Below are 26,792 nucleotides of genomic sequence, written 5' to 3' on the forward strand. Positions count from 1 at the left end.
CCAATCGCCACATGATGAAACTGCTTCGGATCCTGACTGGCGTGCACGCAGGCGCGGAACTGCGTCTGACGGCGGGTGCGCATCGGATCGGCGCGGACGACGACGCTGATATCCGCATCTCCGACTGGCGCGGCGCCGACATGCTGCTGACAGTCGACGACAGCGGCACGGTAAGCGCGCAGTCGGTTATGCCGGAACCCAAAATGGTGTCGGACGACGAACTGCCGTTGAGCACCGGCGGCGGCATGGCGGCAAATGCACTGGAAGCGGACGGGCATGCGGCAGCAATAGCGATGGAGCCGGTGGGAGCGGCGGCAAGACCCGAACCACCCGACACCAGCACGGTGCTGCTTGTCGACTACGTGCCGATGCAGTTCGGCGATACGGTGATCTGCATCGGCTGGCCTGACACCGCATGGCCGAGCGACCTCGACTTGCTGTCGACGCTGCTCATCAAGCCCGCGCAGGCGCGCCGCGAAGCAGAGCGTTCGCGTCAGCGCAAGGTCGTCGGCATCGTGCTGGGCTGCGCGATGCTGGGTGCGGTAATCGTGATCGGCTCGGTGTTGATGACGACGATCGTCAGCCGCGCGGCATTGCCGCACGATGCGGGCGATCTGGCACAGCGGGTCAACACTGCCCTTACTACCGCGCATATGAACGAATTGCATGCGCAGGCGCACGGCTCGAGCGTCGCGGTGAACGGCATGGTGGCCAGTCCTGAAGACGACGCCACGGTGCGCAAGCTGCTCGCACGCGTGTCGTCGACCCCGATTCTGCGTCACTACGATATCGCGCAAAACGACACGCGCAACATCGAGGATTCGCTCGGCATACAGGGCGTTCATGTGGAATATGCAGGCCACGGCGTATTCGACGTCACAGGCAAGGCGGCCAATCCGTCCGACGTCGATGCTGCACTCGTGCGTATCCGCCGCGACCTCAGCGACAACGTGAAAACCTTGCGCATGCGGGTCGCGCAATCGAACGAAGGCGCACCGCTGCCGCCTTCGTTTTCGGAACTGATGTCGTCCGACGATGTGCGCTACGCGGAAACGCCGGACGGCGTGAAGCATATCTACGCGATGCCGGAGACGCCGGCATCGTCAGCGGCGGCCGCCAGCGACGCCACGCTGGCCAGCGCGGACGGCACCTCGGATGCGCTGCCCGCCACCGTCAAATCAGGCGCCGCGACCGGCGTGATGCAGCCGGTCGATGGGGCCGCCCCCGCTTCCGCCGCGGCGCCCACGCCGTTGCCGACGAAGTGAAACTCTGGAGATGATGGACATGTACGAACCACTCGAAACCTGTGCCGCCGACTTCAACAATTTGCAGAAGACGCTCGACGATCCGGCGGGCGGTCCACGGCTCGCCGCGATTCGCACGGCTCTGGAGGCCACGGCTAAAAACATCAGTGAGGCGACCGGCGCGACTGAGGTCGATCGCAACAATCTCGCGAAACTGTATCGGGGCCTGCTCGCCGCCAGCCGGATCGTGTCGCACCTGCAGGACAAACGCGGCGCGGCTTAAGGGCGCTCGCTACCGGCGCGCCGCGCCGGGCACCAGGCTGGTTTTGCACGGCACGTGCTTCGAGAGAAGGTGCAAGACGGCAAACTTTTCATCTAGACCGAGGAGGTTTTATGGCTTTGAGCGGAGCAGCAATGGGTGCGATGGATGGCATGACGGCCCAGGGGATTGCAACCACCCTGGATTCGGCCAAGGATCAGCAGGAGCTGTCCGAGGCCGGCGCGGTCGGCAACATCATGAAGACGCTTGGCAGCAATTTGAGCCAGGCATCCCAGCACCAGGGTTGACGCCGACCGGCTACGACCCGCAGCAGGCCGCACAACGGTTCTTCCCGACGGCTGCCTGCTGCCCTTCGCAACACCGGGCGGTTTGCGCGTTACGCACATACCGCTCGCTCTTTTTCGCCTGCTCGATCCCGGCGGCCTGAATCTCCTGGACACCACAGTTGGACACCAACGACAGCTCCGAGCGCTACGTGCAACTGGTCCGCGACCTCTGCAATACGGTAGGGCTCGCCGACGCCGAGCACGTGTTGCGCACGCGCGCGATCGAAGTCGAGGGCTTCGACGTTCAACTCGAACACTTCGAAAACGACCTCGAGGCGATCTACGCCAATTTTCACTATGGCGCGGTCACCACCGGACGCACGCTCACCGTGTTCCGGCTGATGCTCGAAGCGAATCTGCTGATTTACGCGCAGGACCAGGCGCAACTCGGTCTCGACACCGATACGGGCGGTATCGTGCTGGTGCTGCGCGTGCCGATGACTTACGACGTGGACGGCGCCGTGCTTGCCGATCTGCTCGCGCATTACGCGGAGCATGGACGCTACTGGCGGCAGAACATCATTGAATCGACCGACGAGATGTTCGAGGGCGTGGCCGCGGGCGACTATGTCTGGTTGCGCGCGTGAGCGCCGGGCTTAGGCTCGCGGCGCCCCCCGCGCATTGCCCGCTGATCAGACCTTGCGCGAAGCTTCGAGCGTGACTTCGGCCATTAGTTTCGCGACACCCGCGACCTTCTCAGCCTCCCTCCCGGCGTGCTGAATTACGCCGTTTGCGAGCTGAGCCAATCCCGCGGGATTGTGTGGTTGATGCTGCGGCACGTCTGGTGCGCCAGACTGACGGAACGATGCGTTGGCGCGCTGCGCGACCCGGTTCTGCAGCGCGACGAGCTCCGCGCCGGGCTTCGTTTGCGTGGGTACCGCAACGGCTGCTTTCCCGCTCGGCGCGAGCGGCATACCCTTTTCCGAGGTAGCGCCCGATGCACCACCAACAGACAAGCTATCGATCTTCGTCATTGCGCTGAACCTCTCGAGGGAAACCGCGCGGCCTTTGTCCAACCCGCGCACGGGTCCGCCATTTATAGCGAAACGCCGCCATGCACATGGTCTGTCATGCGAAGGAAGCGTGCGTCACCCGAAGCCGTTCATTGCGCATGATTTTGTGCGTTGTGCCATAAAATGGAAAAAACGAACCATGCTCCGGGCGCCGGCAAGCGTTGTGGCATCGCTACCATACGTTCGCGCTTGTGCGTGCTGCTTCGCGATCCGCTGGTGGACCATGCCACGAATCCGACACAATCGATCCACCCACTGTGCGCGGAGTTACCCGATGTCCCAGTTTCGTCCTCCTGAATTGATCGAGTCCGACGAACTGCTGCTGCGTCCGCCGGAACCACGCGACGCAACAATGCTCTTCGACGAAATGCTCGGCGATCCCGAAACGACGCGTTATCTGGGCTTTCGCTGCCACGCGTCGCTCGACGAAACCCTGACTTTCATCGACGAATCGCAGCGAGGCTGGCAGGACGGCACGCTGGTTCGCTGGGTACTCGAGGACAAGGCAAGCGGCCGTCTCACCGCGCTGATCGAGTTGCGCCCGCGGCCGCCGCGCGCCGAACTGGGCGTCGTCATTAGCCGCCGCGGCGGTGCGCGACGGCGGCGCGCCGGACTCTATGCGTTGCGCAAGCTGCTCAAATGGCTGCTGGCCCAACCACCTATTTTCCGTATCTACGCGTACTGCGCCGTCGATGGCGATGCGCACAGCAGCATGGAGCGGCTTGGTTTTACCCTTGAGGCAAAGCTGATCAATCACGAATGCCGGCCGAATCTGGGGCTCCTTGCCGGCGATAGCTATCTGTACGCGATGACCCGTCCACTGGTCGCGCCGCCCGCGACAGCGGCGGCGGCGTGGTTGACCGAGCACGTCGAATGGGAGCCGGCGTGATCCGGCAAACGCGGCTCGCACACTACCGCACAGCCTAAGGATTTGATAAAGCTCTCCTTGCTCATCCGCTCGACACGCCATAAGCTTGCGGCATTTCATTGCGCGCTCCTCGCGCCGAGGCGGCACGTGCGTGCTGGCCGAAGCCGGGGGCAGCACGGCGCGACCGCGTTCTGTGCATGCGCCGCCCGCCGTACCGCTCTGCTTATCCCTGCTGGAGACCCACGATGTCGTTAACGCGGCCTACGGGGCCGGTCATTGCCTTCGGCCGCTACCGGTTGTCGCAGAACCCGCCGCGACTCACCGTCGACGGCGTAACCGTCGAGATCAGCGGCCGTGCTCTCGAACTCCTGTTCGCGCTCGTCGAAGCCGAAGGGCGGCCGGTTCCGCTCGCCGAACTCGGCCAGCGGGCATGGCCGCGCGTGAACGTCGAAGCCAATACCGTGCAGGCCCAGGTATCCGCGCTGCGCCGTGCGCTGGGCAACGATCGCGATCTGGTCACAACCGTGCCGGGATACGGCTACCGCTTCGCCGGCCGCGCACAAACGCTCGATGCCGAAGCCGCTGCGTCTGGAACGGACGGCCCGGCAGTTGCGGGCACAAACCCTTCCGCACTGGCGTTGCTGGAGCCGCCCCCACTACGCATGCCGGTGCGTCTCACAACGTTTATCGGCAGGCACGCCGAACTGTCCGAACTGCTCGGGCTCATGTCCACCGCCCGTGTCGTCACGCTGACCGGCACGCCTGGGCTCGGCAAGACGCGCCTCGCACACGAAACCGCACGACGGCTGGCCGCGTATGTACCCGACGGTGTGTTCATCATCACGCTGCCGCCACATGTGCCGGCCGACAACCTGATCGACACCTGGGCGCTCGCCATGCGAATCGCGCCGAAGCAGGGTATGCCGGCGTTCGAACGCGTGCTTGCGACAATCGGCGCTCGCCGGATGCTGTTGATCGTCGATTGCAGTGAACCGCTGCGCGAGCCCACGGCGCACCTGCTCGACAGGTTCATTTCGGCAACCCCGGGGTTGCGGGTGATCGTCACGGGGACCGCGCCTCTATTCATGGCGAGCGAGCACGTCGTGGCGCTCGGACCGCTACGCACCCCTGAGCATGTCAAGGTAAGCGCCGGCGAGGCGCGCGAATTCGACGCACTGCGCCTGCTGTTCGCCCGGCTCGCGTTGCTGCTGCATGCGCACGAGCAACGCACGGTGCGCCAGCGTACGGCGGCCGACCTGCAGCCACTATCGGACTTCGACACCGGACGGCTTGCCCCGAACACGCTCGCGATGGCGGCGCTGATTGCACGGCGCCTCGATGGCGTACCGCTCGCGCTCGAACTGGCCGCGTCGGCCATTGAGCGGCGCATGCGCGCGCGGCTCCCGCTCGACGCCGCGTTGTTCGCATTCGCTCGCGATCTGGACGACCTGATGGTGCGAAGCGTCGGCGCGCCCAACCTGCCGCTGTCCCGACTCGCGCCGGTTGCCGCCACACTGCAGTTGTACACCGCGGAATTCTCCGAGGTAACCCGAGCGCTCTTCCGGCGGCTCAGCGTTTTCAACGGCGAATTTACCCGTTGCTCGGCGGTCCGCATGCTGGCGGAATGCTCGCCGTCGCAAGACAGCGGCGACGTGCACGCCGTCAACGCAGAACGCGGTATCGAGGCGTCTCTCGATGATCTGCTCGACGCCGGACTCGTCGAACAGGTCGAGGGAGACGGGCAGTCCACGCTGCGCCTGCCCCGCGCGGTGCAGTTGTTCGCCCGCGACGCGCTCGCGCAGGCGGGCGAGTCCGACCTCGCTGCGGCGGCCCATGCGCAATCGCTCGCGCCGCGTCTGGCTGCCGGCCGCTCACGCAACGACCGCACGCCTAACGAGGTGCTGGATCGCGCCGATATCGAGGACCTGCGCGCCGCACTCGACTGGTCCTTGCGCAATGACAGATTCGAAGGTGCGATTGCCTTGCTCGAATCGTCCACCGCGCTATGGCGCGCATTGTCGCTGACCCACGAGTACCTGCGCACGATCCGTGCCGCGCTCGCGCGCGTGGAAGCCGGCACGCCGCGCCGCATACGCGACGAAATGCGTCTGCGCGTGGCACTGGCGCATGCGTTGGCCATGACCCAGGTACCGCTCGACGAGGTGACGAACGCCTGGCAGGAAGCCTATGAACTGGCCAATGCCTGCGCCGACAACGCATACCGGCAGCATGCGTTGATCGGTCTGATCGTGTGTTCGGCAAGGGCTGGGGAACTCGAACGCGCGATCGACCTGCAGGCCTCCTACGACCGTATCGCGCAGGCCAACTGGAAGACCGCGCAGCGGGCTGGGGAAACCTAGTCCGCTGCTTCGCATTTCCGGTCATAGGTTCGCTTCACGGCTTTTCCCGCGGACTCGCGTGTCACATTCGACGGCCATAGTGCAAGCCGGTCCCACGCTGCCGCGCTGCCATGTCCGATCGCAACCGGATCAACCTTCCGGCCCCTGCCGCCTCGCAATTCATCGAAACCGGCCCTGACGCGCACGCCGCCAACGCGGCCGCCGCGACGCAGCCGCCCGGTACGGCGCCGTCGCATCACGTGAACACGCCTCAGCCGGCGGTCCCGCACGGGGTGTTTGGGCGGCTCAAGGCGTCGTTGTCGCGCTCGGCGGATACCTTCCGTGCGCGCCGCTTCGATCTCAGCACGCTGGTCAATCAGCACAGCACGCACGGCAGAACATCGGGGCCGGAGAACTATGTCGAAGGCAACAAGCGCTACGCGCCGCAACAGCCGCCAAGGCAGGCGCAAGTCGCCGGCTCGGCACTCGAGATCACCGACGAACTGGTGTCACAGGCTGTCGCACAAACGGCATCGCAGACGACGTCCGTCGCGACCCCCACAGGACAGCCGCACCCTGCGCCACTCGATGCGGTTGCCACACGCGAAGATCTGCTCGCGTACGTGCAACAGCAATTCATCTGCCCGCCCGGGCGCCTGCTCGATGTCAGCGCGTTCGCGTCCCGGCTCTACCATCTCACGCCGCCAGACGCCGCGACGCCCACGCCGCCGGCCACCGCCGCTACGCGCGGCGCGCTGCTTGCGCAAGCCGTCAAACAGGCCGGCATCACGGACGTCCAGCACGCGCAGTTGGCGCTCGAACGAGTCGGCATGCTCGACTTCCGCGCGCCGCACACGAGCCACTCCACCAGCCCCGCCGAACGCGAGGCGTGGCAGATCGCGCGTGTGTTGTCGCGTTCGAGCGAAGGCTTCGAGACCCTCGACGCGCTGCGCACGTCCGTCATGCAGCCGTTCGCCGACGCCAACCAGCGGCTCGCGGTCAAAGTCCTGCTGGAGAGTGCCGATGCACTCGACCCAACGCCGCCAGGCACGCCGTACCCTCCCGGACAGGATCGTGCCCCCGGCGCGATCGCACAACAAACCGGGCTCGGCAACGGACCACTCAGCGCTGACGAACCGGGGCCGAACGCGCTCGCCAAACGTGCCTTCGATGCCGCAGCGACCCTCCTCGAACACGGCCGCGACGCACTGACGCCCGATCAGCGAGGCGCGTTCTTCGCGTGGCGCCAGTCGTTCAGCGAAGACGAACGGCATAGCGATCTATCGCAGGCCCGCGAGCGTCTGAACAAATTCTCCGCGAAGACGATCGGCCGGGTCGGCGAAAACCGCTGGAAAACGCTGCTGCCACGCATGTTCCGCGGCAAGCACAAATCGCCGCTGTCCGCGCTGCGTTACGGCACCCAGGGCGTGCCGCGCAAGACCGTCGCAGAAGAGCGTGCCGCGCTGCAAAGGGGCCTGCGCGAAGCCCGCCTGACATTCGACCAGAGCGCCGCGTTGCAGCCCGCGGCAGCGCTCGCTCATGCGCGGCCGGAACGCTCGCTGGTCGAACTGGCAGCGCTGCATACGTGGCTCGAACGCGGTGGTTTTCCACATGGCCGGATGGACGAAGACGCGATTGTCGCGACCGCGCAGCGCGCCCAGCAGATGAGCGCGGCACTGCAACCAGGGGACGCGCCCTCGGCACACCTGCTCGCCCACGTCCGGCAGCAGACCACGCGCTGGAGCGCGATGACGCCGCAGCAGCTCGCCAAAACACGGCCGTTCAACGCGATCGCGAAACAGCCGTTCACGATCGAACGGCTGGCGGTCTGGGGCAAGGTCGCGCGCGTGCCCGACGACGCCCCGTTCTGGGCCTCGGTCGACACCCTGCGCACGCTCGCCGAGCCCGCAACACCGGCGCGTGCCGCCGACAATGCCGACGACGTGCGCGCGACGCTCAAGGACGTGATCGACGGATTGCCGTCAGGCGCACGCCTGCGGCTGACCGATGGCAGCCGCCAGGGTGTCAGCACGCGCGGCCTCAACGCGACGCTGATGCAGGCTCATGGCATTCCGGTTTCGCCACGCCTCGACCTGCGGGCGTCGCGCACGCGTGAGTCCGTCGTCGAAGTGAGCCGTGCGACGCACGGGGTCGAGATGTTCGTCGGCACCGCGGAGAGCACGGTTCGTCACGCGGGTGCCGGGCTGATGGTCGGTTACGACCTCGAAGCAGGGATCACCGCCGTACGGGCGGGGCTGGTCACCAACGTGATTCTCCACTCGCGGGAACTCACGCAGCCGCGCGGCGTGTCGTTGCGCGTCGCTCGGCGCGTCAAGGCCGATGGCTCCGGGTATGACGACAAGGCGATGCGCGACAAGCTGAACGAGATTGTCGACCACGTGTTCAACGAAGCCACGGAGGCCCATGGCGACGGTTCGAACGGCGTCTGGAACCGTCTTGCAGAGCGCTTCTTCGACGATCCCGACGTGTCGATCAGTTGGACCGCCGGGCAAGCCAGCAATACGCGGCGCGGCGTCACGGTCGATGCGACTGCAACGGTCAAGCTGCCGGCCTTCGGCCACGGTACGGAGCGCATGTCGGTCCGGGTTGGCCCATCACTCGGGGTAGGGTGGGAAAAGTCGAAGCAGACGGTCGATTCCGCCGAGCGCACCGGCCGCCTCCAGGTCGAACAGCATCGTGTGGGATTGGGCAGCCTGTGGCAGATGCGCGGCGGCATCGCACCTGGTTTCTCGCATGCGCTCGATGCGGCCGGCAAAACCAGTGTCGGCCTGTTTTCGGTCGATACGCCGGCCGCCACGATGACCCTCAGTGACCGGAACCGCTCAGCCAAGCTGCAACTGGTGCGCGAAGACGGCAAGCTGAACTACCGCGCGAGCATGCTCGACGTCGAATTTCTCGACGCCCGCATGTACACCCGTGCCGTCGACGCTGCCCGTCCGGAGCTGATCGAGCTCTTCGCCGCCAAGATCATCGCTCAGCGGCAGCGCGAGGGCGGGCAGGCACCTGCGGGCGGCCAGGCACCGCAGGAGGATCCGCGGGTGCTCGCCAGCCAGCGCATCGACCAGCATCTGGCGACGGTGCGCAAGAACCAGCGGCCCAATCTGACCTACATGTATCGCTATCGCTTGCATCGCGACGCGGCGCTGCGGCTCGATGCGAACGCGGCCTGGCTCGCGCAATCGGGCAACGATCCGCACGTGAGGGAGACGGTCGACGCGCGTAACGCGGAGATTCTCGGCGCGCCGTCGTCGTGGATGCCGATCGAGTTGAAGGTCAAGGAGCGCAACACCTACACGCAGAGCTTCGGGCCCAACATGATGTTCCAGCTGAGTACCCGAACCAGCGCGACCGGTGACCGTGAAATCGTGACCGAAAGTGTGCCGTTCGAGGTGCTGGAGGAACTCGACGAACGCGGCACGTAGCGTGACACACGACGCGCCACGCGCGCTCCAATGCGGCATGCCTCGCGCCGCAAGCGAACTGGCCCCGCAATTTACGAAGTTTCCAGTTTGCCAATCGCCGTGCGGATTGCCTAAGATCAGACGATCGATGACCTCAAGCCGGTAGACACAGTGCAGCGACAGTCGATCAAAAACGCTTTCTTCCCGTTCGGAGTTGCCCTCGTCGTCGCGACGTCGGCGCAAGCTGCACCGGACTATTCGGACATGGCCTGCCAGGCCGAAGCCCATTCGGCGCAAGCCATCGCGCGGGATCGCGATGCAGGTGTCCCGAAGGAAAGCGAACTGCGCAAGATCATGCTGCAGAGCGAACAGATGCCCTACGAGACGGCGATGCGAGCGCGGGCCGAGTTGCCTGCCTTCGTCAACGGCCTGTACGGCAAATACGCCAATGTGCCGGCCGCCGACGTCTACCCGAAGTATCTCGCCTATTGCCGCGGGCAACTTGCCAAGGGGCGCGGGCAGTAGGCATGCCCGTGGCTCCCTTTTATCCGCGGAGAAGGGAGAATTCCGGCGTCAGGCTGCCAGATCGTAGTCCTCGCTGCCGCCCGCCGCCTTGCGTGCCCTGATGTCTTTCAAAGCATCGTCTCGCGCCACGTTGATGTCTGCCATCCCGTGTCCGTCGCCCCCCAGGTCCGGATGGTGCTCCTTTGAGAGCGCCCTATGGGCCGCCTGTATCTCGCGCTCGCCGGCATCTGGCGATACGCCGAGGACGGCCGCCCACGCGGGCACCTCCCGGCGCTGTTCGGGTTGCGGAGCCGCTGTACGGCCGGTGGCACCGCCGCGATTCGACCAACTGCTTGCGCCGCGTGAAGACTGGCGGCGTGCGCCCGCCGAATCGCCCGAAGGCGGTGTGCCGCGCGTCGCCCGTCGCGTCTGCGGTGCATCGGGTGGCGGCATACCCCACGACGGCCCCCAGGTGCTCGGGCGAGGCCCGTACTGACCGTTCGACGGCACAGCATTGCCGTTGTACGCACAGCCGTACTGAGCGGCTCTCACCAGACTGGCGCGCCGCATGGCGGAAAACGCCGCCGCGCCCACCAGCAAGGGCAGCATGCCGACCCCGCCCATGCCCAGCGCGCCAACGCCCAGCATGCCCACCCCATAACCCGCCAGCATGGCGAGGCCACCGCCGAGCCCGCTCAGAAGCGGTGCGCCATAGCGCATCTTGCCGGACATCGGCTGGGTAAAGGCGGAGTAAGACGGGCCGTAACCGCTGCCCTGGCGTGGCCAGCCGGCATCGAAACGCCCGCCTAGCGGCCGTGGAAAACCGAAAAAGCGCTGACCGGCCGTGCGTGCGCTCGCCATCCCGGCTTTTGCCTGGACTCGCGCACTGCGAAACGTGTCGCGCAGTTTTACATCCGCCTGGCGCAGCCCGCCTGCCATCCGCTGCTGCACCCCGGCGAGACCGGACAGACCCGCCATGACCGCGCCGCGCACTCCGCCGCGTGGGGTATCCGCTTGCGACGCATTAGCCCTGCCGCCTGCATCGTCAGACTGTGGCCCAGCGGCAGAACCAGCCGCAGGGTTCTCCGGAATTCTCATGGACATAAACCTGCTCCTCGGCAAAACGTGAACGAGGCAAACGTGAAAACGCGCTAAACATGTCAATCACGTCGAACGTCAGACGTCAAACGGAAAGGGGCCTATGAAGGCCCTCGGCCATTATTCGCCGGTCGCCCTATCGCGCCGCGCTCAGTGCGAAGGGAGCGCTGCCGGCACGAAGCAGGGAGCCGGCAGAGACGGACATGCGCGGCGCATGCTATCTGCGCGTCATCACCGTTTTCATGGCGGCCACGTCGCCGCGATCCGGCTCGTTCGTTTGGGGCTCGCTGGCCTTGTTCTTTGCGGCAGTCGTCGCGCTGCCGATCGGTTTGGCGGGATCGGTCGCCAGCTTGCTTTCGATCTTGCGCACGACGACGCTCTGGATGGCCGCCGTCGCTTCGCTGCGCCGCATGCCGAGATCGCGCAACAGGTCGTAGGCCGTGCGAAGGTTAGTGTCGCCTTTGACCGACGCGGTAAGCACCTTCTTCTTTTCGCGCAACGAAGCCCCCGGGCGATGCACCGTGCGGTGAAACTCCTCGAGATTGCCGAAGCCACGGGCGGCGAACTGGTCGACGTGATAGTCGATCACGGTCAACGCGTGAGCCGCTACCTGATCGCCGAGTTCGCTCTTCTTCGCCGAGGATTTCTGCTCGTTGATGATGCTGCCCGGAAAAATCTTGCCGAACACTTTTGCGTCGGCCTCGACAGTTGCGTTGTCGCGCATGGCGGCATGAACGCCGTCGATGGCTTCGTCGGGCGTGTCCTCCGGTATGGCGCCGCGCTGCAGATTCAGGCGTTGTCTGAGGAAGTTGCCGTCGATCTCCTGCTGCTTGCTATCGCGGATACGCTGTTTGACGCCTCGCACACCCTTGCCTACATCCAGCGCATTCGCCATGCCGATGCCGAGTCCGGCCTGCTTGGTCGCAATCGCCGGCGCACTGGCCGCAGCGGCCGCGAGACCGTGCGTTCCGGCCACCAGCAGCGCCGCGGACGTCACGCCCAAGGTGTTGCGCCCGAGCTCGTAGATAGCGCGATTCTGGCGTTTGCCCGCCACTTCGTCCTTGATATAGGCCGTCAGCAGGACGTTTTTTGCATGGGCAATTTCGTCCGCATACTTGGGGTTGACGCTCGCGGCCAGCTTCGCGACCTTGGGCAGGTCGTAGGTAAACTGCCCCTTCTTGTCTTTGGTGACAATCATCGTTTCCTGATTCGGATTGCTCCTGAAACGCTGTACGTCTTTCTGCAGCATAGACGCAAGCTGATTGCCATAACGTGCACGCTTTCTTCCCGAGGCGAACAGTGCGTGACTGTTGAAGCCGCCGGCCACCAGTTCATGCGCTCCGCCAACGGAGATCCCGGTGAGTGCAAGATTGGTGCTTTCTTCGCCGTGCGAATTGGCAGCAAAGGCGTTGAAGAGATTGCCGTACGGCCTGATACCGTTGACTTCGACCGCGGTGAAACCCGGCTTGCTTCGATCGAATGCCTGACCGGGCTGCGACTTTGTCGACGGCACGATGAAACCGGGATCGATGCCTCCCTCAGGCTTCGCGGCGGGCTGCGCCAGCGCGGTGGGATCGACGTGAGGAATGCCGTTGAGCCAGTCCGATCCGTCTGGCGTAAAGGACAGCGGCTTGAACTCGACCTTCTCCGGCGAAGTGGACAACGAAGTCTGCTGCGCTCGTGACGGCAGGCGCCTGGACCCGATCGAAAGGAGCTTGTCGAAGGGGTTGCCGGTGCTTTCGACCGCACTCTTGACCGCGCCCTTGACCACGTTCGTTGCGGCTGTGGATTGCTGGCTGGCAACGGGAGGCGATACCGGCAATTTTGTGTCGGGTGTGAACTTGACATGCGGTGTGGCCGGTGGCCGCGTACTGGTGGGCGTCGACACTCCAAAGCTGTGCCCGGTCTGCGACAAGGGCTTGATCGCTTCGAAGTGACCGCCCTCGTCCCAAACCACCACCCGATGGGTCGGCTCGCTGCCAGGCGGTCTGGCGCTGCTGCCCTCATACACGCCAAGCTGCGTGACAGGATGTGACGACTCGATACCGGCCTGGACCACACCTACGGCCATATCGACGTTGTACCGCTGATTGACCAGCGAGATCAGGTCGGACGCATGGCCGCCCTGTTGTCCATCGAGCAGGAGCATGTTGCCCTGCTCGTCGGGATGGCGCTGGTCGAACTGCTGACGGATTTCAGCCACTTCACGGTCGAGTGCGGGTCCCCGCAGGGAGGGCGATGCATGTTGCACGAGCGCATAGATCGAGCAATTGTTTCCTCTTCCCGGATTGGGGACGACCTGCAATCCGTGGTCCTTGAGAAACTCGCGAAAACGGGTGTTGGGTTGAGCAAACGCCTCATGCTGCTGCATGCGATTGCTGGAAGAAACCTGCGCGATCTGTCCGGTTTGGGGCGTCGTGCCGGATGTACCGGTACCAGTACCCGCGCCCGCCGCGGACGACGACATGTTCTGCGTCGCGTGGCGATCGGGCATCGTAAAGCCCAGCACATCGAAGGCATGCGTCGGCGACAAGGCGGCGCCGTTTGCATTGTTGGATGTGTCGCGCTTGAGGTCATTTAACGCGATGCTGGTCCATGTTCCGGTAGCTTTTTGTTTGCCCTTTCCGATGGAATCCTTATTAATGTCTTTCGGATCAGCGGAAGTGGAAAACGGATTTCGGAGGCCTGCATTGATTTTCGAAAACATCGAACGACTCCCGGAATGCCAGATACCGATTGACTTACCAAGCCTAAGCCAAGGGGGTTTTCAGGGTAATCGTGTCAGAACGAGGATGGGATGAAGAGGCGAAGTCAGTGGTTGAAAGCCGAAGCAGGCTGAGCGCGCAAAAAGAAAAAGCCACTCATGAAGAGTGGCTTTCAGGTATTTGGTGGGCCTCCCGTGAGTCGAACACGGCACCAACGGATTATGCTTACCAGCTACGGTTTTCACCGCCCCTTTCGGGTTTGTGGTCTGGACTGTCTCTTGTCTTTACGACCTGCCCGTTCAGTCTCTACACGTTCTCTACAAGAGAGCTTCGCTCGGGATTTCCACGCTGCCAAGGCAACAGAGGGTTCCCCGAATTTGAGCAGTTCTACCAAGGGGCAGAGCTAACTTACCCCAAGGCAACCCATTCATGACTCACCATGCCGTGCTGCACGGTTTAGGTGAGCCTTTGCTAAGTCCGCTGCTCTAACCAAGCATGAGCTAGAGGCCCTGAGAACTAATGATTTTACTGTATCCGACGACTACCAGACGCAACCAAAGAAAAAGACCCGGTCATGAAGGCCGGGCCCATTCCGATTGGCCGACATACTACACGAAAAAGGGGCCTCCGTGACCGCTTCGCTCTCGCGAAACAACCCGGAAGCCCCTGAATTTCCTACCTCCCGCCAACTTCGATCAATTCCCTTCGAGGAACGACTTCAGCTTGTCCGAGCGGCTCGGGTGACGCAATTTGCGCAGCGCCTTCGCCTCGATCTGACGGATCCGTTCACGCGTCACGTCGAACTGCTTACCGACTTCTTCGAGCGTGTGATCGGTGCTCATCTCAATACCGAAACGCATGCGCAACACCTTGGCTTCACGCGGCGTCAGCGAGTCGAGCACGTCTTTCACGACATCGCGCATGCTGGCATGCAACGCAGCGTCGGCCGGCGCGACCGTGTTCGTATCTTCGATAAAGTCGCCCAGATGCGAATCGTCGTCGTCACCGATCGGCGTTTCCATGGAGATCGGTTCCTTCGCGATCTTCATGATCTTGCGGATCTTGTCTTCCGGCATTTCCATCTTTTCAGCCAGCGTTGCCGGATCCGGCTCGAGACCGGTTTCCTGCAAAATCTGACGCGAGATGCGGTTCATCTTGTTGATCGTTTCGATCATGTGAACCGGAATCCGGATCGTGCGCGCCTGGTCAGCAATCGAACGCGTAATGGCCTGACGGATCCACCACGTTGCATACGTGGAGAACTTGTAGCCGCGACGATATTCGAACTTGTCCACCGCCTTCATCAGGCCAATGTTGCCTTCCTGAATCAGGTCGAGGAACTGCAAACCACGGTTCGTGTACTTCTTCGCGATCGAGATCACGAGACGCAAGTTCGCCTCGGTCATTTCGCGCTTCGCCTGACGCGCCTTCAACTCACCCGCCGCCATCTGACGGTTGGTTTCCTTCAGGTCCTTCAGCGGCAGTACGACACGCGCCTGCAAATCGAGCAGACGTTGCTGCTGTTCGCGAATGGCCGGAATGTTACGCGTAAGGATCGCGCTATATGCGTGACCTTCGCCAACGATCTTGTCAGCCCATTCCAGATCGGTTTCACTGCCCGGGAAACGCGCGATGAATTCCGCACGCGGCATGCCGCACTTGTCGACCACCGTATGCAGGATCTGACGCTCGACCTGACGCACTTCGTCTACCTGCGCACGCAAGGTGTCGCACAGACGCTCGACGGTGCGCGCGGTAAAGCGGATCGTCATCAGTTCGTTCTGGATCGTTTCCTGAGCCTTCAGATACGACTTGGACTTGTAGCCTTCCTTCTCGAACGCGCGGCGCATCTTGTCGAACCATTCGCTGATGAGAGCAAACTTCTCGAGGGATGCACGCTTGAGCGCTTCCATCTGCGCCGCGTTGGCGGTGGCTTGCGCCGCACCGTCGTCTTCTTCTTCGTCGTCCGACTCTTCTTCCTCGGCTTCCTCGTCTTCGTTCTCGATCGCTTCCGCTTCCTGCACCGAGAAGCCGTCCGCATCTTCCGCGTTGGCGTCGATCAGGCCGTCGACCAGTTCGTCGATGCGGATTTCCTCGTTCGCGACGCGTTCAGCCATCGCCAGAATGTCGGCAATCGTGGTCGGGCACGCGGAGATCGCCATCACCATGTGCTTGAGGCCGTCTTCGATCCGCTTGGCGATTTCGATTTCGCCTTCGCGCGTGAGCAGCTCGACCGTACCCATTTCGCGCATGTACATGCGGACCGGGTCCGTTGTACGGCCGAATTCGGAGTCGACCGTGGAGAGCGCGACTTCCGCTTCCTCTTCCACTTCGTCGTCTGACGAAGCGGCGGGCGCGTTGTCGTTCAACAGCAGCGTTTCAGCATCCGGCGCCTGCTCATACACGGCCACGCCCATGTCGTTGAACGTGCTGATGATGCCTTCGATCGCCTCGGTCTCGGTGAAGTTGTCCGGCAGGTGGTCGTTGATTTCCGCGTACGTGAGGAAGCCGCGCTCCTTGCCGAGCTTGATCAGCGCGCGCAGTTTGGAGCGGCGCTCTTCGAGTTCCTCGACGGTGCCCGGCTGCGACGACGCGAACGCGTCTTTCAGCAGTGCTTTTTCCTTTGCACGACGATCGCGAGCCTTGACCTTCTCCACCTTGCCGGGAACGGCCGCAGGGGTTTCTTCGCTTTGGGTTGCGTCGTCATCGACGGGTGTTTCGTTCAGCTTTTTCGTCATGGAGTTCGTCGTACCGGCTGTAGTCTCGACTCGCGGCTGTTGGACAACAGCCGGTTGAACCGTGGATACTGGAATCTCGCGCTCTACCGCATCGTCCTGCGCGGCAGGCGCTTCCCTTGCGCTTCTGACACCCGGCCGTTTTGCGGCCGGTGGTGGTACAGCTTTCGCCGCCCTGACCGGCTCCGCGCGCGCAGCGGAACTGGTCGAGGATTTCTTCCCGGCAGCAGGTGTGACGCTTGCGGCAGACGTTTTTTTAGGGGAAGAAGCTAACTTGGCCTCAGTGACCTTTCTGGTCGACTCGTTCGAGCCCGTGCCTGTTGCTTTTTTTCCGCCTGGTGTCTTTGCCATCGCAATCGCCTTTTCGCCTTTGCTAGGAAAACCATTGAAAAAACAAACCGCTAGAAACCTTTTATTATACCACCCAGCCTTCTGCCACCTCGCTTACAGCCCCAGCTGGCGCTTCATCTCAGCCCGTTTCTGATTCAGGCCCGTCAGCTCCGCAAACTCCTCCGGCGTGTGCCGGGATTGCCGCGAAAGCTGCTCGAGGCGATCGCAGTAAGCGTCGTATCGCATCTTCAGAATCGCCGCTTTCAGCTCCTCTCCGACGATCCGTTCCTGCTCGCGCCGTTCCTCGATGACGGTCGCATCCTCCGGGTCCTTCAGCAGTAAATCCCGGACGTTTTCATCATAGTCTAGAATTTTGCGAAAGATTTCCTCGAAAGTTGGGGCATTTGCGCCGTTTCGCAATAGGTCGGACAGCAACTGAAACTCCGCCGAATCGCCCAGTGCGCGGGCATGCGTCGTCACCTCTTCGAACAGTTCACCATGCCGCGTGACGCTCAGGAGCGCCTGCTCGGCCTCCTCGTCGAGCACCGCGACCGTGCGCGGATACATCACCAGATTGCGCAGCGTCTTTTCTTCGATCCCGGTCACACTGCGCCGGTCTTTGCGGGCCGGCGCCGATCGGGCGGCCGCCGCGATCCGGGCGTCGACCTCGCATAAGGCGGCCACTTCTTCGAACGGCACGTCGAGCCGGTCGGCAAACATATGCATGATCTGCGCGCGCAGCGCATTCGCCGGCAGTTGCTGGAGCAACGGTTTCGCGTCGAACAGCGCGCGGGCGCGGCCTTCCGGCTGGTCCAGCTCCTTGCCGGTCAGCACCTCGTTCAGCATGAACTGCGACAGCGGCATGGCGCGCTCGACCTGCTCGGCGAACGCTTCGGTGCCGAATTCGCGCACATAGCTGTCCGGATCGTGCTCGGACGGCAAAAACAGGAACCGGATGGTTCGGTTGTCCGCCGCGTGCGGCAGGCAGGCATCCAGCGCCCGGCGCGCGGCGCGGCGCCCGGCCGAATCGCCGTCGAAGCTGAAAATGACCGTATCGGTCTGGCGCATCAGTTTCTGCACATGAATCGGCGTGCAGGCCGTGCCGAGCGTGGCCACCGCGTTCTGGAACCCCAATTGGGCCAGCGCGACCACGTCCATGTAGCCTTCGACCACCAGCACGTAATGCTGCTCGCGAATCGCCAGACGTGCCTCGAACAGCCCATACAGCTCGCTGCCTTTGTTAAATAGAGGCGTTTCGGGCGAATTCAAATACTTCGGCTCGCCGCCGTCCAGCACGCGCCCGCCGAAGCCGATTACCTGCCCTTTCACGTTGCGTATCGGGAACATGATCCGCTCGCGAAAGCGGTCATACCGGCGGTTCTGGCCTTGTGCATCCGACTTTTCGCTGACGATCACAAGACCCGATTCGACCAGTGAATCGTCCCGATAGTTGGGGAACGCGGGTTCGAGGTTCTGCCAGCCGTCCGGTGCATAGCCGAGGCCGAAGCGGGCGGCGATCTCGCCGGTCAGGCCACGTTTCTTCAGATACTGGATCGCGTTCGGCGCGCTGCGCAACTGCTTGCGGTAGAAATCGCAGGCGGTTTGCATGACATCGGACAGCGCCGTGGTGACAGCCTTGGACGCGCCGGGCGCATACCCACCTCCGCCCCCACCGCCATAGCCCGGCGACGGCTCGTTCGGCACGGTCAAGCCAACCGATTGCGCGAGTTCGTTGACCGCCTCCGGGAAGGTGGAACCGACGTGCTCCATCAGGAAGCCGATCGCCGTACCATGCGCGCCGCAACCGAAGCAGTGATAGAACTGTTTAGTCGGACTAACCGTAAACGAGGGGCTTTTCTCGTTGTGAAACGGACATAGCCCCATGAAGTTCGCGCCGCCCTTTTTCAACTGCACATACCGGCCGACCACGTCGACAATATCGACGCGGTTGAGCAGGTCCTGCAGGAATGACGGTGGAATCACAGTGAATGACGCTACCTAAAAAGCTCAAGGCTGCGCGTGCCGTCGAACAACGGCGCGTGCAGACCGGAAATACAGGAATTACTTCGCGAGCGCGGCTTTGACTTGCGCCGAGACGGCGGTCATGTCGGCGCGGCCGGCCAGCTTCGGCTTGAGCACGCCCATCACCTTGCCCATGTCCTGCGGGCCGGCAGCGCCGGTTTGCGCGACCGCGGCCTGAACTTCGGCAACGATCTCCGCTTCGGACATCTGCGCCGGCATATAGGCGGACAGGATGGCCAGTTCGGCCTTTTCCTTGTCGGCGAGATCCGTACGGCCCGCGGCTTCGAACTGGCTGATCGAGTCTTTGCGCTGCTTGATCATCTTGTCGATGACGGCGGTGATCGCCGCGTCGTCAAGGGTGACGCGTTCGTCGACTTCGCGCTGCTTGACCGCCGCGAGCAGCAAGCGGATCGTGCCGAGACGCTCGGTCTCGCGCGCCCGCATGGCAGCCTTCATATCGTCGTTGATCTGGTCCTTGAGACTCATCACTCACCTGAATGCGTTGAAAATTTAAAAACCGGCCGGCTAGCCCCAACCTGCCCCGCATCGACACGCCGTATCCAACACAAACGCCCGCTTGGGACAGCTTCCTCAAGCGGGTTGGCGCGATTTTGCGTAGTGGATGCGACCCTGCCGGCTGGCCCGAAGGGCCGTGTTTTCCGCGACGGCACCTGCTGTGCCGCCACCGTTGGATGTCGCCGCCCCGTTCGACAGGAACCGCGGCAACGCCAGAATCAGTAGAACTTCTTTGGCAGCATCTGGCCCCGCAGACGCTTGAAATGACGCTTAACCGCAGCCGCCTTCTTGCGCTTGCGCTCGGCCGTAGGCTTTTCGTAAAACTCGCGGGCGCGTAGTTCCGTTAGCAACCCGTTTTTTTCCATCGTGCGCTTGAAGCGCCGCATGGCAACTTCAAAGGGCTCGTTGTCTTTTACGCGGATGGTCGTCATTTTTCAATAACGGAACTTTGTAAAGGTTCAGGAGTATAGCAGAGCTTTCTCACAAAGCTAATGCGCCGTCAAGCCCCCAGAACGTACTCCGCGGCCGCCTGGCCGGCCGCCACGCCGGAGGCCCACGCCCATTGGAAGTTGTAGCCGCCGAGCCAGCCGGTCACGTCGACAGCCTCGCCGATGAAGTACAAACCCGGCGTGCGGGCGCTCATCATCGTTGCCGACGACAGGTCGCGCGTGTCGATCCCGCCGCGCGTGACTTCGGCCTTGCGATAGCCTTCCGTGCCGTTCGGGGTGAGCGTCCAGCGCGACAAAGCCTCACCGACACGGCGCAGGGTCTTGTCCGGCAAGTCGGCCACACGCGCTTCGGCGGGAATCTGGTGGGTTTCCAGCCAGACGTGGGCAAGCCGTTGCGGCACCCATTCGGAGAGCAGATTGGCGATCTGGCGCTTCGTGCCGGTTTTGGCTTCCAGCAATGCGGTCGTGGCATCCTGCTCGGGCAGCAGATTAATGTGAATCGGCTCGCCGGGCTGCCAGTAGCTCGAAATCTGCAGAACGCCCGGACCCGACAGTCCGCGGTGGGTGAGCAGCAGGTCTTCGTTGAATTCGGCGCCGGTCTTCTTATTACCGGTCGCCAGTTGCACCTCGAGCGACACGCCGGAAAGCGCCGCGAACGGCTCCCAGTCGGCTGGTGCGAAGGTCAGCGGGACCAGCGCGGGGCGGGTGTCGATCAGCTTGTGGCCGAATTGCTTCGCAACGCGGTAAGCAAAATCCGTGGCGCCGATCTTGGGAATCGACAGGCCGCCGGTCGCCACCACGAGCGCGCGGGCCGTGATCGGGCCCGAGTGGGTATCCAGCGTGAAGCGCCCTTCGGCGTCATGCCGCACCTGCTCGACCGCGAGCGGCGTGCGCCACGCAATGCGGCCCGCGTCACACTCGCTCTTCAGTACGTTGATGACCGCGTCGCTCGACTGATCGCAGAACAACTGCCCCTTGTGCTTCTCGTGCCATGTCACGTGATGGCGCTTGAGGAGCGCCATGAAGTCGCGCGGCGTGTAGCGCGCCAGCGCCGAGCGGCAGAAATGGGGGTTGGCCGACAGGTAATTGGCCGGCCCGGCGTACAGATTCGTGAAGTTGCACCGGCCGCCGCCGGAAATGCGGATTTTCTCCGCGAGGCGCTGCGAGTGGTCGATCAGCACCACGCGACGACCGAGTTGCCCGGCCACGGCCGCGCACATCATGCCGGCCGCGCCCGCGCCGATCACTGCGATATCGAAGGATTCCATGGGGCCGCATTGTACCCGCGCGTCTGCGGCCCCTCGCCCGCGCTGCTATACTTTCAGGCTTGCCTTTTCATATTTGGACGCCGGGGTGGATTCACTCGCGCGCCCGCTCAAACCCACCAACATGCTCGTTCTCGGCATCGAAAGCTCCTGCGACGAAACCGGTCTCGCGCTCTACGACACAGAGCGCGGGCTGCTCGCGCACGCGCTGCATTCGCAAATTGCGATGCATCGGGAGTATGGCGGCGTGGTCCCGGAGCTGGCGTCGCGCGACCATATCCGGCGCGCGCTGCCGCTGCTCGAAGAGGTGATGGAACGCGCCGGCGCGGTACGCAGCGACATCGACGCAATCGCCTATACGCAGGGGCCTGGCCTCGCGGGCGCGCTGCTGGTCGGCGCGAGCGTCGCGAATTCGCTGGCCATGGCCTGGGACAAGCCGACCATCGGCATCCACCATCTCGAAGGGCATTTGCTGTCGCCGCTGCTGGTGGACGAGCCGCCGCCGTTTCCGTTCGTCGCGCTGCTGGTGTCGGGCGGCCATACGCAATTGATGCGCGTGACGGACGTGGGCGTCTACGAAACACTCGGCGAAACGCTGGACGACGCAGCCGGTGAAGCCTTCGACAAAACCGCCAAGCTGCTGGGCCTCGGCTATCCGGGCGGCCCGGAAGTATCGCGAATGGCTGAATTCGGCACGCCCGGCGCAGTCGTGCTGCCGCGCCCGATGCTGCATTCCGGCGACCTCGATTTCAGCTTTAGCGGGCTGAAAACCGCCGTCCTCACGCACGCCAAGAAGCTCGGTGGCGCGAATATCTGCGAGCAGGCGAAAGCCGATCTGGCGCGCGGTTTCGTCGACGCGGCCGTGGAAGTGCTGGCGGCGAAATCGCTGGCCGCGCTCAAACGGACCAAGCTCAATCGGCTGGTGGTCGCGGGCGGGGTCGGCGCGAACCGCCAACTGCGCGAAGCTCTTTCCGCGGCGGCGAAGAAGCGTAACTTCTTCGTGCACTATCCCGACCTGTCGCTGTGCACGGACAACGGCGCGATGATCGCGCTGGCCGGCGCATTGCGATTGCAGCGCTGGCCCGACCAATCGGCTAAAGACTACGCGTTCACCGTGAAGCCGCGCTGGGATTTGACCTCGCTCGCACGCTGAACGTCGCAACCTGATGGCGTAAAAAAAGCCGCTCTTTTGAGCGGCTTTTTATTTGAGCAGCGTGTCGAGCCCGCGCGAATCACGCTACCCGCTTATCCCGCTCGATCACGGCGTACGCGCTGTGATTGTGAATCGATTCGAAGTTCTCAGCTTCGAGCACATACGCGACGATGCGCTCGTCCGCATTCAGACGTTGCGCGACATCACGCACGAGGTCTTCGACGAACTTCGGATTTTCGTAGGCACGCTCGGTGACGAACTTTTCGTCCGGACGCTTGAGCAAGCCCCACAGCTCGCACGAGGCTTCTTCTTCAGCGATGCGAACCAGTTCTTCCACGGCCACGTCGCCCGCCAACTCGGCATTGATCGTGACGTGCGAACGCTGGTTGTGCGCGCCGTACTGCGAGATCTTCTTCGAGCACGGGCACAGACTCGTGACCGGCACCAGTACCTTCAGGAACAGACGCGTTGCGCCGTTGCGAGTCTCGCCCGTCAACGTCACTTCATAGTCGAGCAGACTTTGCACGCCCGACACCGGCGCGGTTTTATTCACGAAGTACGGGAACGACACTTCGATACGACCGGCCTCGGCCTCGAGTTTTTCGAGCATCGCGGCGAGCATGGTGCGGAACGTGGCAGCCTCGAGCGGAGCCTTGTTCTCTTCAAGCAGCGCGACAAAACGCGACATGTGCGTGCCTTTCTGATCGGCCGGCAGATGCACGTCGAGATTCCACGTGCCGACCGAGGGCTGTACGTCGCCGCCTTGCGTGCGCACCGTCAACGGATGACGCACTGCCTTGACACCGACTCGTTGAATCGGAATCTGACGCGTATCGGGCGTGCTTTGCACGTCGGGCATCACAAAGGCGGGGTTCATCTGGTTCATATTCTTGTCCTTTCAAGAAAACGCCGGGCCGTCCCAAGTTTCCGCTCCGAGGAAAGTCCCCAAGGAAGATTAGCGGATTGCCCCATTAGGGGTTGTCGCGAAGCGACAGGTTTGGGCGCTGTCAGCGACCGTGCAAGTCAGGTCGCACAATGGCGAACGCCGGCCCCTGCCGGCGTTGGATGATGGACCCGAAGGCCCATCGACTCATTTGGAGATTGCTATGGTCGCCATAGCCGCGGCATAGCACACGGCAGGGCGGCTGAACGACTCAGGCAATCGACGACACAGTTAAGTAACGCAACTCAGTGACCTAACTCAGTGACCTAACTAAGCAACTTAACTAAGCGCCGCAGTTAAGCAACCCGCTTCACCGAAGACTGGCCGGCGACCGCGCCGCTGGAAAGAAAGCGTTCGCGAATCGACTTTGCGATGCCCGTGGCGTCGAGACCGCACGCGGCGAGCAGCTTGGCTGGATCCCCATGATCGATGAAGCGATCCGGAAGGCCCAATTGTAGTACGGGTCGCATAACCCCACTCTCAAGCAGGGCTTCGACGCAGGCTGAGCCCGCGCCGCCCATCACGCAGCCTTCTTCGACCGTGACGATGGCGTCATGCGTTTCGGCGAGCTGGCGAACCAGCTCGGCGTCTAGCGGCTTCACGAAGCGCATGTTCGCCACCGTGGCGTCCAGTTGCTCAGCCGCCGCGAGCGAAGGTGCAACCATCGTGCCGAACGCCAGAATCGCGATCCGCTTGCCGGCCGGTTGCGACGTTTCGCGACGGATCTCGCCCTTGCCGAGCGGCAGCGCCGTCATCTGCTTGACGGTTGCCACGCCCGTGCCGGCACCGCGCGGATAGCGCACCGCCGTCGGGTTCGGCTGCTGCAACGCCGTGTACAGCATCTGGCGGCATTCGTTTTCGTCCGATGCCGCCATCACCGTCATGTTCGGGATGCAGCGCATGAACGCCAGATCGTAAGCGCCAGCGTGCGTCGCGCCGTCCGCGCCGACCAGACCCGCGCGGTCGATGGCGAACACCACCGGCAGGTTTTGCAACGCGACGTCGTGGATCAACTGGTCATACGCGCGTTGCAGGAAGGTCGAGTAGATCGCGACCACCGGCTTCATGCCGTCAGCGGCCAGACCGCCGGCGAACGTCACCGCGTGCTGCTCGGCAATACCGACGTCGAAGTAGCGATCCGGGAAGCGCTTCTCGAACTCGACCATGCCCGAGCCCTCACGCATGGCCGGGGTGATGCCGACCACGCGCGCGTCCAGCTCGGCCGCGTCGCACAGCCATTCGCCGAACACCTGCGTATAGGTCTTCTTCGACGGCGTGGTGGCCGGCTTGATGCCTTCAGCCGGATTGAACTTGCCCGGACCGTGGTACAGCACTGGATCGGCTTCGGCCAGCTTGTAGCCCTGACCCTTTTTCGTCACGACGTGCAGGAATTGCGGACCACGCAACTCCTTGATGTTCTGCAGCGTCGGGATCAGCGAATCGAGATCGTGACCGTCGATCGGGCCGATGTAGTTGAAACCGAACTCTTCGAAGAGCGTGGCCGGCACGATCATGCCCTTCGCGTGCTCTTCGAGCTTGCGCGCGAGATCGAGCATGGGCGGCGCGACACGCAGCACGCGTTCGACACCCGCACGCGCGGCGGCGTAGAAGCGGCCCGACATCAGGCGCGCCAGATGGCGATTCAGCGCGCCGACCGGCGGCGAAATCGACATGTCGTTGTCGTTCAGGATGACCAGCAGCGGCACGTCGTCTTCGACGCCGGCGTTGTTCATCGCCTCGAAAGCCATGCCGGCCGTCATCGCGCCGTCGCCGATCACGGCAATGCCCATGCGGTTCTCGCCCTGCAGCTTGCTGGCAACGGCCATGCCGAGCGCGGCCGAGATCGACGTGCTGGAGTGTGCGGTGCCGAAGGTGTCGTATTCCGACTCGTCGCGCTTCGGGAAGCCCGAGATGCCGCCGAGCTGGCGCAGCGTGTGCATCTGCTCGCGGCGGCCCGTCAGAATCTTGTGCGGATAGGTTTGATGGCCGACGTCCCACACGATCCGGTCACGTGGCGTGTCGAACACATAGTGCAGAGCAATGGTCAACTCGACCGTGCCGAGATTGGACGAAAGATGGCCGCCCGTCTGCGATACGCTGTCGAGCACAAAAGCACGCAACTCGTCGGCAAGCGGTTGCAATTGGCGGCGATCAAGGCGGCGCAAAGCTGCCGGGTCGTCGATGGTTTTCAGCAAGTCGTACATCGTCGTTCCATTGTAGGAAAACTTACGCGCCCGCACTTCATACATGCACCTCGTAGCGAAGGTGCGCGGCGGCGGGCTTTCGCGTTCAGCTAACCCGGTTCACCACCAGGTCGGCCAATTCGGCCAGACGCTGCGCGCGTGCGCCAAACGGCGCAATCGCAGCGTGAGCGTCGCTGCGCAGTTGCGCGGCAAGCGCACGCGACGCATCTAGCCCAATAATCGACACGTAGGTCGGCTTGCCGTCCTTCGCGTCTTTACCTGCCGTCTTGCCAAGCGTCGCGGAATCGGTCGTGACGTCGAGAATATCGTCGACAACCTGAAACGCGAGGCCGACAGCGGCCGCATACGCGTCGAGTGAACGCATGGCGTCCGCATTCGGCGTTTCGCCCGCCAGCGCGCCCATGCGCACCGCGGCGCGCAGCAAGGCGCCGGTTTTCATCCGGTGCATGGTTTCCAGTTGAGCGCGCGTCAGCGTATGGCCGACGCTCGCCAGGTCGATCGCCTGACCGCCGCACATGCCGATCGAGCCGCTCGCCAATGCCAGTTCACGCACGAGCGACGCCTGCTGCGCCGGCGCCAGCACGTCCGACGTCAGCGCGACAAAGGCCTGTGCCTGCAACGCGTCGCCGACCAGCAGCGCCGTGGCTTCGTCATATTTGACGTGTACCGTGGGCTTGCCGCGACGCAGCGCGTCGTCGTCCATGCAGGGCATGTCGTCGTGCACGAGCGAGTACACGTGGATCATTTCCAGCGCCGCCGCTGCCGCATCCAGGCACTCGGCGCGCGCGCCAGTCAGTTCGCCGGCCGCGTGGCATAGCAGCGGGCGCACCCGCTTGCCGCCGCCCAGCACCGCATAGCGCATGGCCTCATGCAGTTTGGCCGGCTCGGTCGCCTGCGTGGGCAGATAGTGTTCCAGTGCCGATTCAACGCGTTCGAGTACCGCGCGAGTCCATTGTTCGAATGTCATAGGTCGTCCCCGCTTTCAGTAGCGGCTGTGCCTGCGGTATTCATGGGCAGCGGCTTGAGCGTCTCGCCATCGAGCACGCGCACCTGCTGCTCGACCTTCTCGAGCTGCTGCTGGCAAAATGCGACGAGAGCCGCACCGCGCCGGTAAGCGGCGAGCGACTCCTCGAGGCTGAGATTGCCGCTTTCCATGCGCGCAACCAGCCCCTCCAGCTCAGCCTGGGCCGCCTCGTAATTCTCGGGCAGCGGCGTGGTGTCGACGCCTTCAGCCGACGCGGCAGCAGTATCTTTCGACGCGGTCTTCGCCATGAATAGTCGCAAAATTAAAACAAGTCGGACATTCTACGGCAAAAGCGACATTTCCGATCCCATCGCCCGCCCGCGCCCCGCCATTACCCCCCGTATCCGCCCCC

Annotated in this window: 21 protein-coding genes; 9 read left to right on the plus strand and 12 right to left on the minus strand. The window is 63.5% G+C overall.

The window, feature by feature from the left end:
• Positions 1 to 11: 11 nt before the first annotated feature.
• The 4 genes from GH665_RS37500 to GH665_RS37515 all read left to right on the plus strand — a co-directional run bounded on the left by GH665_RS37500 (position 12) and on the right by GH665_RS37515 (position 2,437).
• Positions 12 to 1,265, plus strand: a complete 1,254-nt coding sequence (locus tag GH665_RS37500) for a secretion protein (protein WP_153142041.1) — start codon at positions 12 to 14, stop codon at positions 1,263 to 1,265.
• A gap of 19 nt (positions 1,266 to 1,284) precedes the next feature.
• Positions 1,285 to 1,527, plus strand: a complete 243-nt coding sequence (locus tag GH665_RS37505) for a type III secretion protein (RefSeq protein WP_167531063.1) — start codon at positions 1,285 to 1,287, stop codon at positions 1,525 to 1,527.
• Positions 1,528 to 1,658: 131 nt separating this feature from the next.
• Entirely contained in the window at positions 1,659 to 1,811 is a 153-nt protein-coding gene (locus GH665_RS37510; protein WP_217361938.1) for a hypothetical protein, read from the plus strand.
• Between the two features lie 158 nt (positions 1,812 to 1,969).
• Positions 1,970 to 2,437 carry a CesT family type III secretion system chaperone gene (locus GH665_RS37515; protein ID WP_153142044.1) on the plus strand — a complete coding sequence of 156 codons (468 nt, stop codon included), beginning with the start codon at positions 1,970 to 1,972 and terminating at the stop codon, positions 2,435 to 2,437.
• A gap of 45 nt (positions 2,438 to 2,482) precedes the next feature.
• Here GH665_RS37515 and GH665_RS37520 read toward each other — a convergent pair whose 3' ends face one another.
• A complete protein-coding gene (locus GH665_RS37520) occupies positions 2,483 to 2,824 on the minus strand; it encodes a hypothetical protein (protein WP_153142045.1) in 342 nt (113 codons plus the stop codon).
• 313 nt (positions 2,825 to 3,137) lie between these two features.
• Here GH665_RS37520 and GH665_RS37525 point away from each other — a divergent pair, with 313 nt between their 5' ends.
• The 4 genes from GH665_RS37525 to GH665_RS37540 all read left to right on the plus strand — a co-directional run bounded on the left by GH665_RS37525 (position 3,138) and on the right by GH665_RS37540 (position 10,017).
• Complete coding sequence (locus GH665_RS37525) at positions 3,138 to 3,752, plus strand: GNAT family N-acetyltransferase (protein ID WP_153142046.1); 615 nt, start codon at positions 3,138 to 3,140, stop codon at positions 3,750 to 3,752.
• A gap of 224 nt (positions 3,753 to 3,976) precedes the next feature.
• Complete coding sequence (locus GH665_RS37530; RefSeq protein WP_167531064.1) at positions 3,977 to 6,091, plus strand: ATP-binding protein; 2,115 nt, start codon at positions 3,977 to 3,979, stop codon at positions 6,089 to 6,091.
• Positions 6,092 to 6,201: 110 nt separating this feature from the next.
• The gene (locus GH665_RS37535; protein WP_246216505.1) at positions 6,202 to 9,513 is read left to right on the plus strand and encodes an autotransporter; all 3,312 of its coding nucleotides are present in this window, start codon (positions 6,202 to 6,204) and stop codon (positions 9,511 to 9,513) included.
• Between the two features lie 150 nt (positions 9,514 to 9,663).
• Positions 9,664 to 10,017, plus strand: coding sequence for a hypothetical protein (locus GH665_RS37540; protein WP_153142048.1), 354 nt, complete (start codon positions 9,664 to 9,666; stop codon positions 10,015 to 10,017).
• A gap of 48 nt (positions 10,018 to 10,065) precedes the next feature.
• On the opposite strand, the gene GH665_RS37545 is transcribed toward GH665_RS37540, so the two are convergent.
• The 7 genes from GH665_RS37545 to GH665_RS37575 form a co-directional block, all read right to left on the minus strand.
• Positions 10,066 to 11,100: a J domain-containing protein gene (locus tag GH665_RS37545; RefSeq protein ID WP_153142049.1), complete on the minus strand. Its 1,035-nt coding sequence runs from the start codon at positions 11,098 to 11,100 to the stop codon at positions 10,066 to 10,068.
• A gap of 211 nt (positions 11,101 to 11,311) precedes the next feature.
• Positions 11,312 to 13,627 (minus strand): hypothetical protein, encoded by a 2,316-nt coding sequence (locus tag GH665_RS37550; RefSeq protein ID WP_153142050.1) that lies wholly within the window; start codon positions 13,625 to 13,627, stop codon positions 11,312 to 11,314.
• An 867-nt stretch (positions 13,628 to 14,494) separates the two neighbouring features.
• Positions 14,495 to 16,885 carry an RNA polymerase sigma factor RpoD gene (gene rpoD, locus GH665_RS37555; RefSeq protein ID WP_153142051.1) on the minus strand — a complete coding sequence of 797 codons (2,391 nt, stop codon included), beginning with the start codon at positions 16,883 to 16,885 and terminating at the stop codon, positions 14,495 to 14,497.
• A gap of 93 nt (positions 16,886 to 16,978) precedes the next feature.
• The gene (dnaG, locus tag GH665_RS37560) at positions 16,979 to 18,847 is read right to left on the minus strand and encodes a DNA primase (RefSeq protein ID WP_153142052.1); all 1,869 of its coding nucleotides are present in this window, start codon (positions 18,845 to 18,847) and stop codon (positions 16,979 to 16,981) included.
• A 78-nt stretch (positions 18,848 to 18,925) separates the two neighbouring features.
• Positions 18,926 to 19,372: a GatB/YqeY domain-containing protein gene (locus GH665_RS37565; protein WP_028196181.1), complete on the minus strand. Its 447-nt coding sequence runs from the start codon at positions 19,370 to 19,372 to the stop codon at positions 18,926 to 18,928.
• Between the two features lie 248 nt (positions 19,373 to 19,620).
• Entirely contained in the window at positions 19,621 to 19,833 is a 213-nt protein-coding gene (gene rpsU, locus GH665_RS37570) for a 30S ribosomal protein S21 (protein WP_028196180.1), read from the minus strand.
• Between the two features lie 68 nt (positions 19,834 to 19,901).
• Positions 19,902 to 21,119, minus strand: coding sequence for a BaiN/RdsA family NAD(P)/FAD-dependent oxidoreductase (locus GH665_RS37575; protein ID WP_028196179.1), 1,218 nt, complete (start codon positions 21,117 to 21,119; stop codon positions 19,902 to 19,904).
• A gap of 121 nt (positions 21,120 to 21,240) precedes the next feature.
• Between GH665_RS37575 and tsaD the strand changes: the two genes are divergently transcribed.
• Entirely contained in the window at positions 21,241 to 22,269 is a 1,029-nt protein-coding gene (gene tsaD, locus GH665_RS37580) for a tRNA (adenosine(37)-N6)-threonylcarbamoyltransferase complex transferase subunit TsaD (RefSeq protein ID WP_153142495.1), read from the plus strand.
• 79 nt (positions 22,270 to 22,348) lie between these two features.
• Here tsaD and folE2 read toward each other — a convergent pair whose 3' ends face one another.
• From folE2 to GH665_RS37600, 4 genes are all read right to left on the minus strand, one after another.
• A complete protein-coding gene (gene folE2 / locus GH665_RS37585; RefSeq protein WP_153142053.1) occupies positions 22,349 to 23,155 on the minus strand; it encodes a GTP cyclohydrolase FolE2 in 807 nt (268 codons plus the stop codon).
• A 353-nt stretch (positions 23,156 to 23,508) separates the two neighbouring features.
• Positions 23,509 to 25,416 carry a 1-deoxy-D-xylulose-5-phosphate synthase gene (gene dxs, locus GH665_RS37590; RefSeq protein ID WP_153142054.1) on the minus strand — a complete coding sequence of 636 codons (1,908 nt, stop codon included), beginning with the start codon at positions 25,414 to 25,416 and terminating at the stop codon, positions 23,509 to 23,511.
• A gap of 85 nt (positions 25,417 to 25,501) precedes the next feature.
• The gene (locus tag GH665_RS37595; protein WP_028196175.1) at positions 25,502 to 26,383 is read right to left on the minus strand and encodes a polyprenyl synthetase family protein; all 882 of its coding nucleotides are present in this window, start codon (positions 26,381 to 26,383) and stop codon (positions 25,502 to 25,504) included.
• Positions 26,380 to 26,688, minus strand: a complete 309-nt coding sequence (locus tag GH665_RS37600) for an exodeoxyribonuclease VII small subunit (protein WP_030102170.1) — start codon at positions 26,686 to 26,688, stop codon at positions 26,380 to 26,382. The genes GH665_RS37595 and GH665_RS37600 overlap by 4 nt, the downstream gene beginning before the upstream one ends.
• Positions 26,689 to 26,792 lie beyond the last annotated feature (104 nt).

The sequence above is a fragment of the Paraburkholderia agricolaris genome, from assembly GCF_009455635.1.
In the GTDB taxonomy this organism is placed as follows: Bacteria; Pseudomonadota; Gammaproteobacteria; order Burkholderiales; family Burkholderiaceae; genus Paraburkholderia; species Paraburkholderia agricolaris.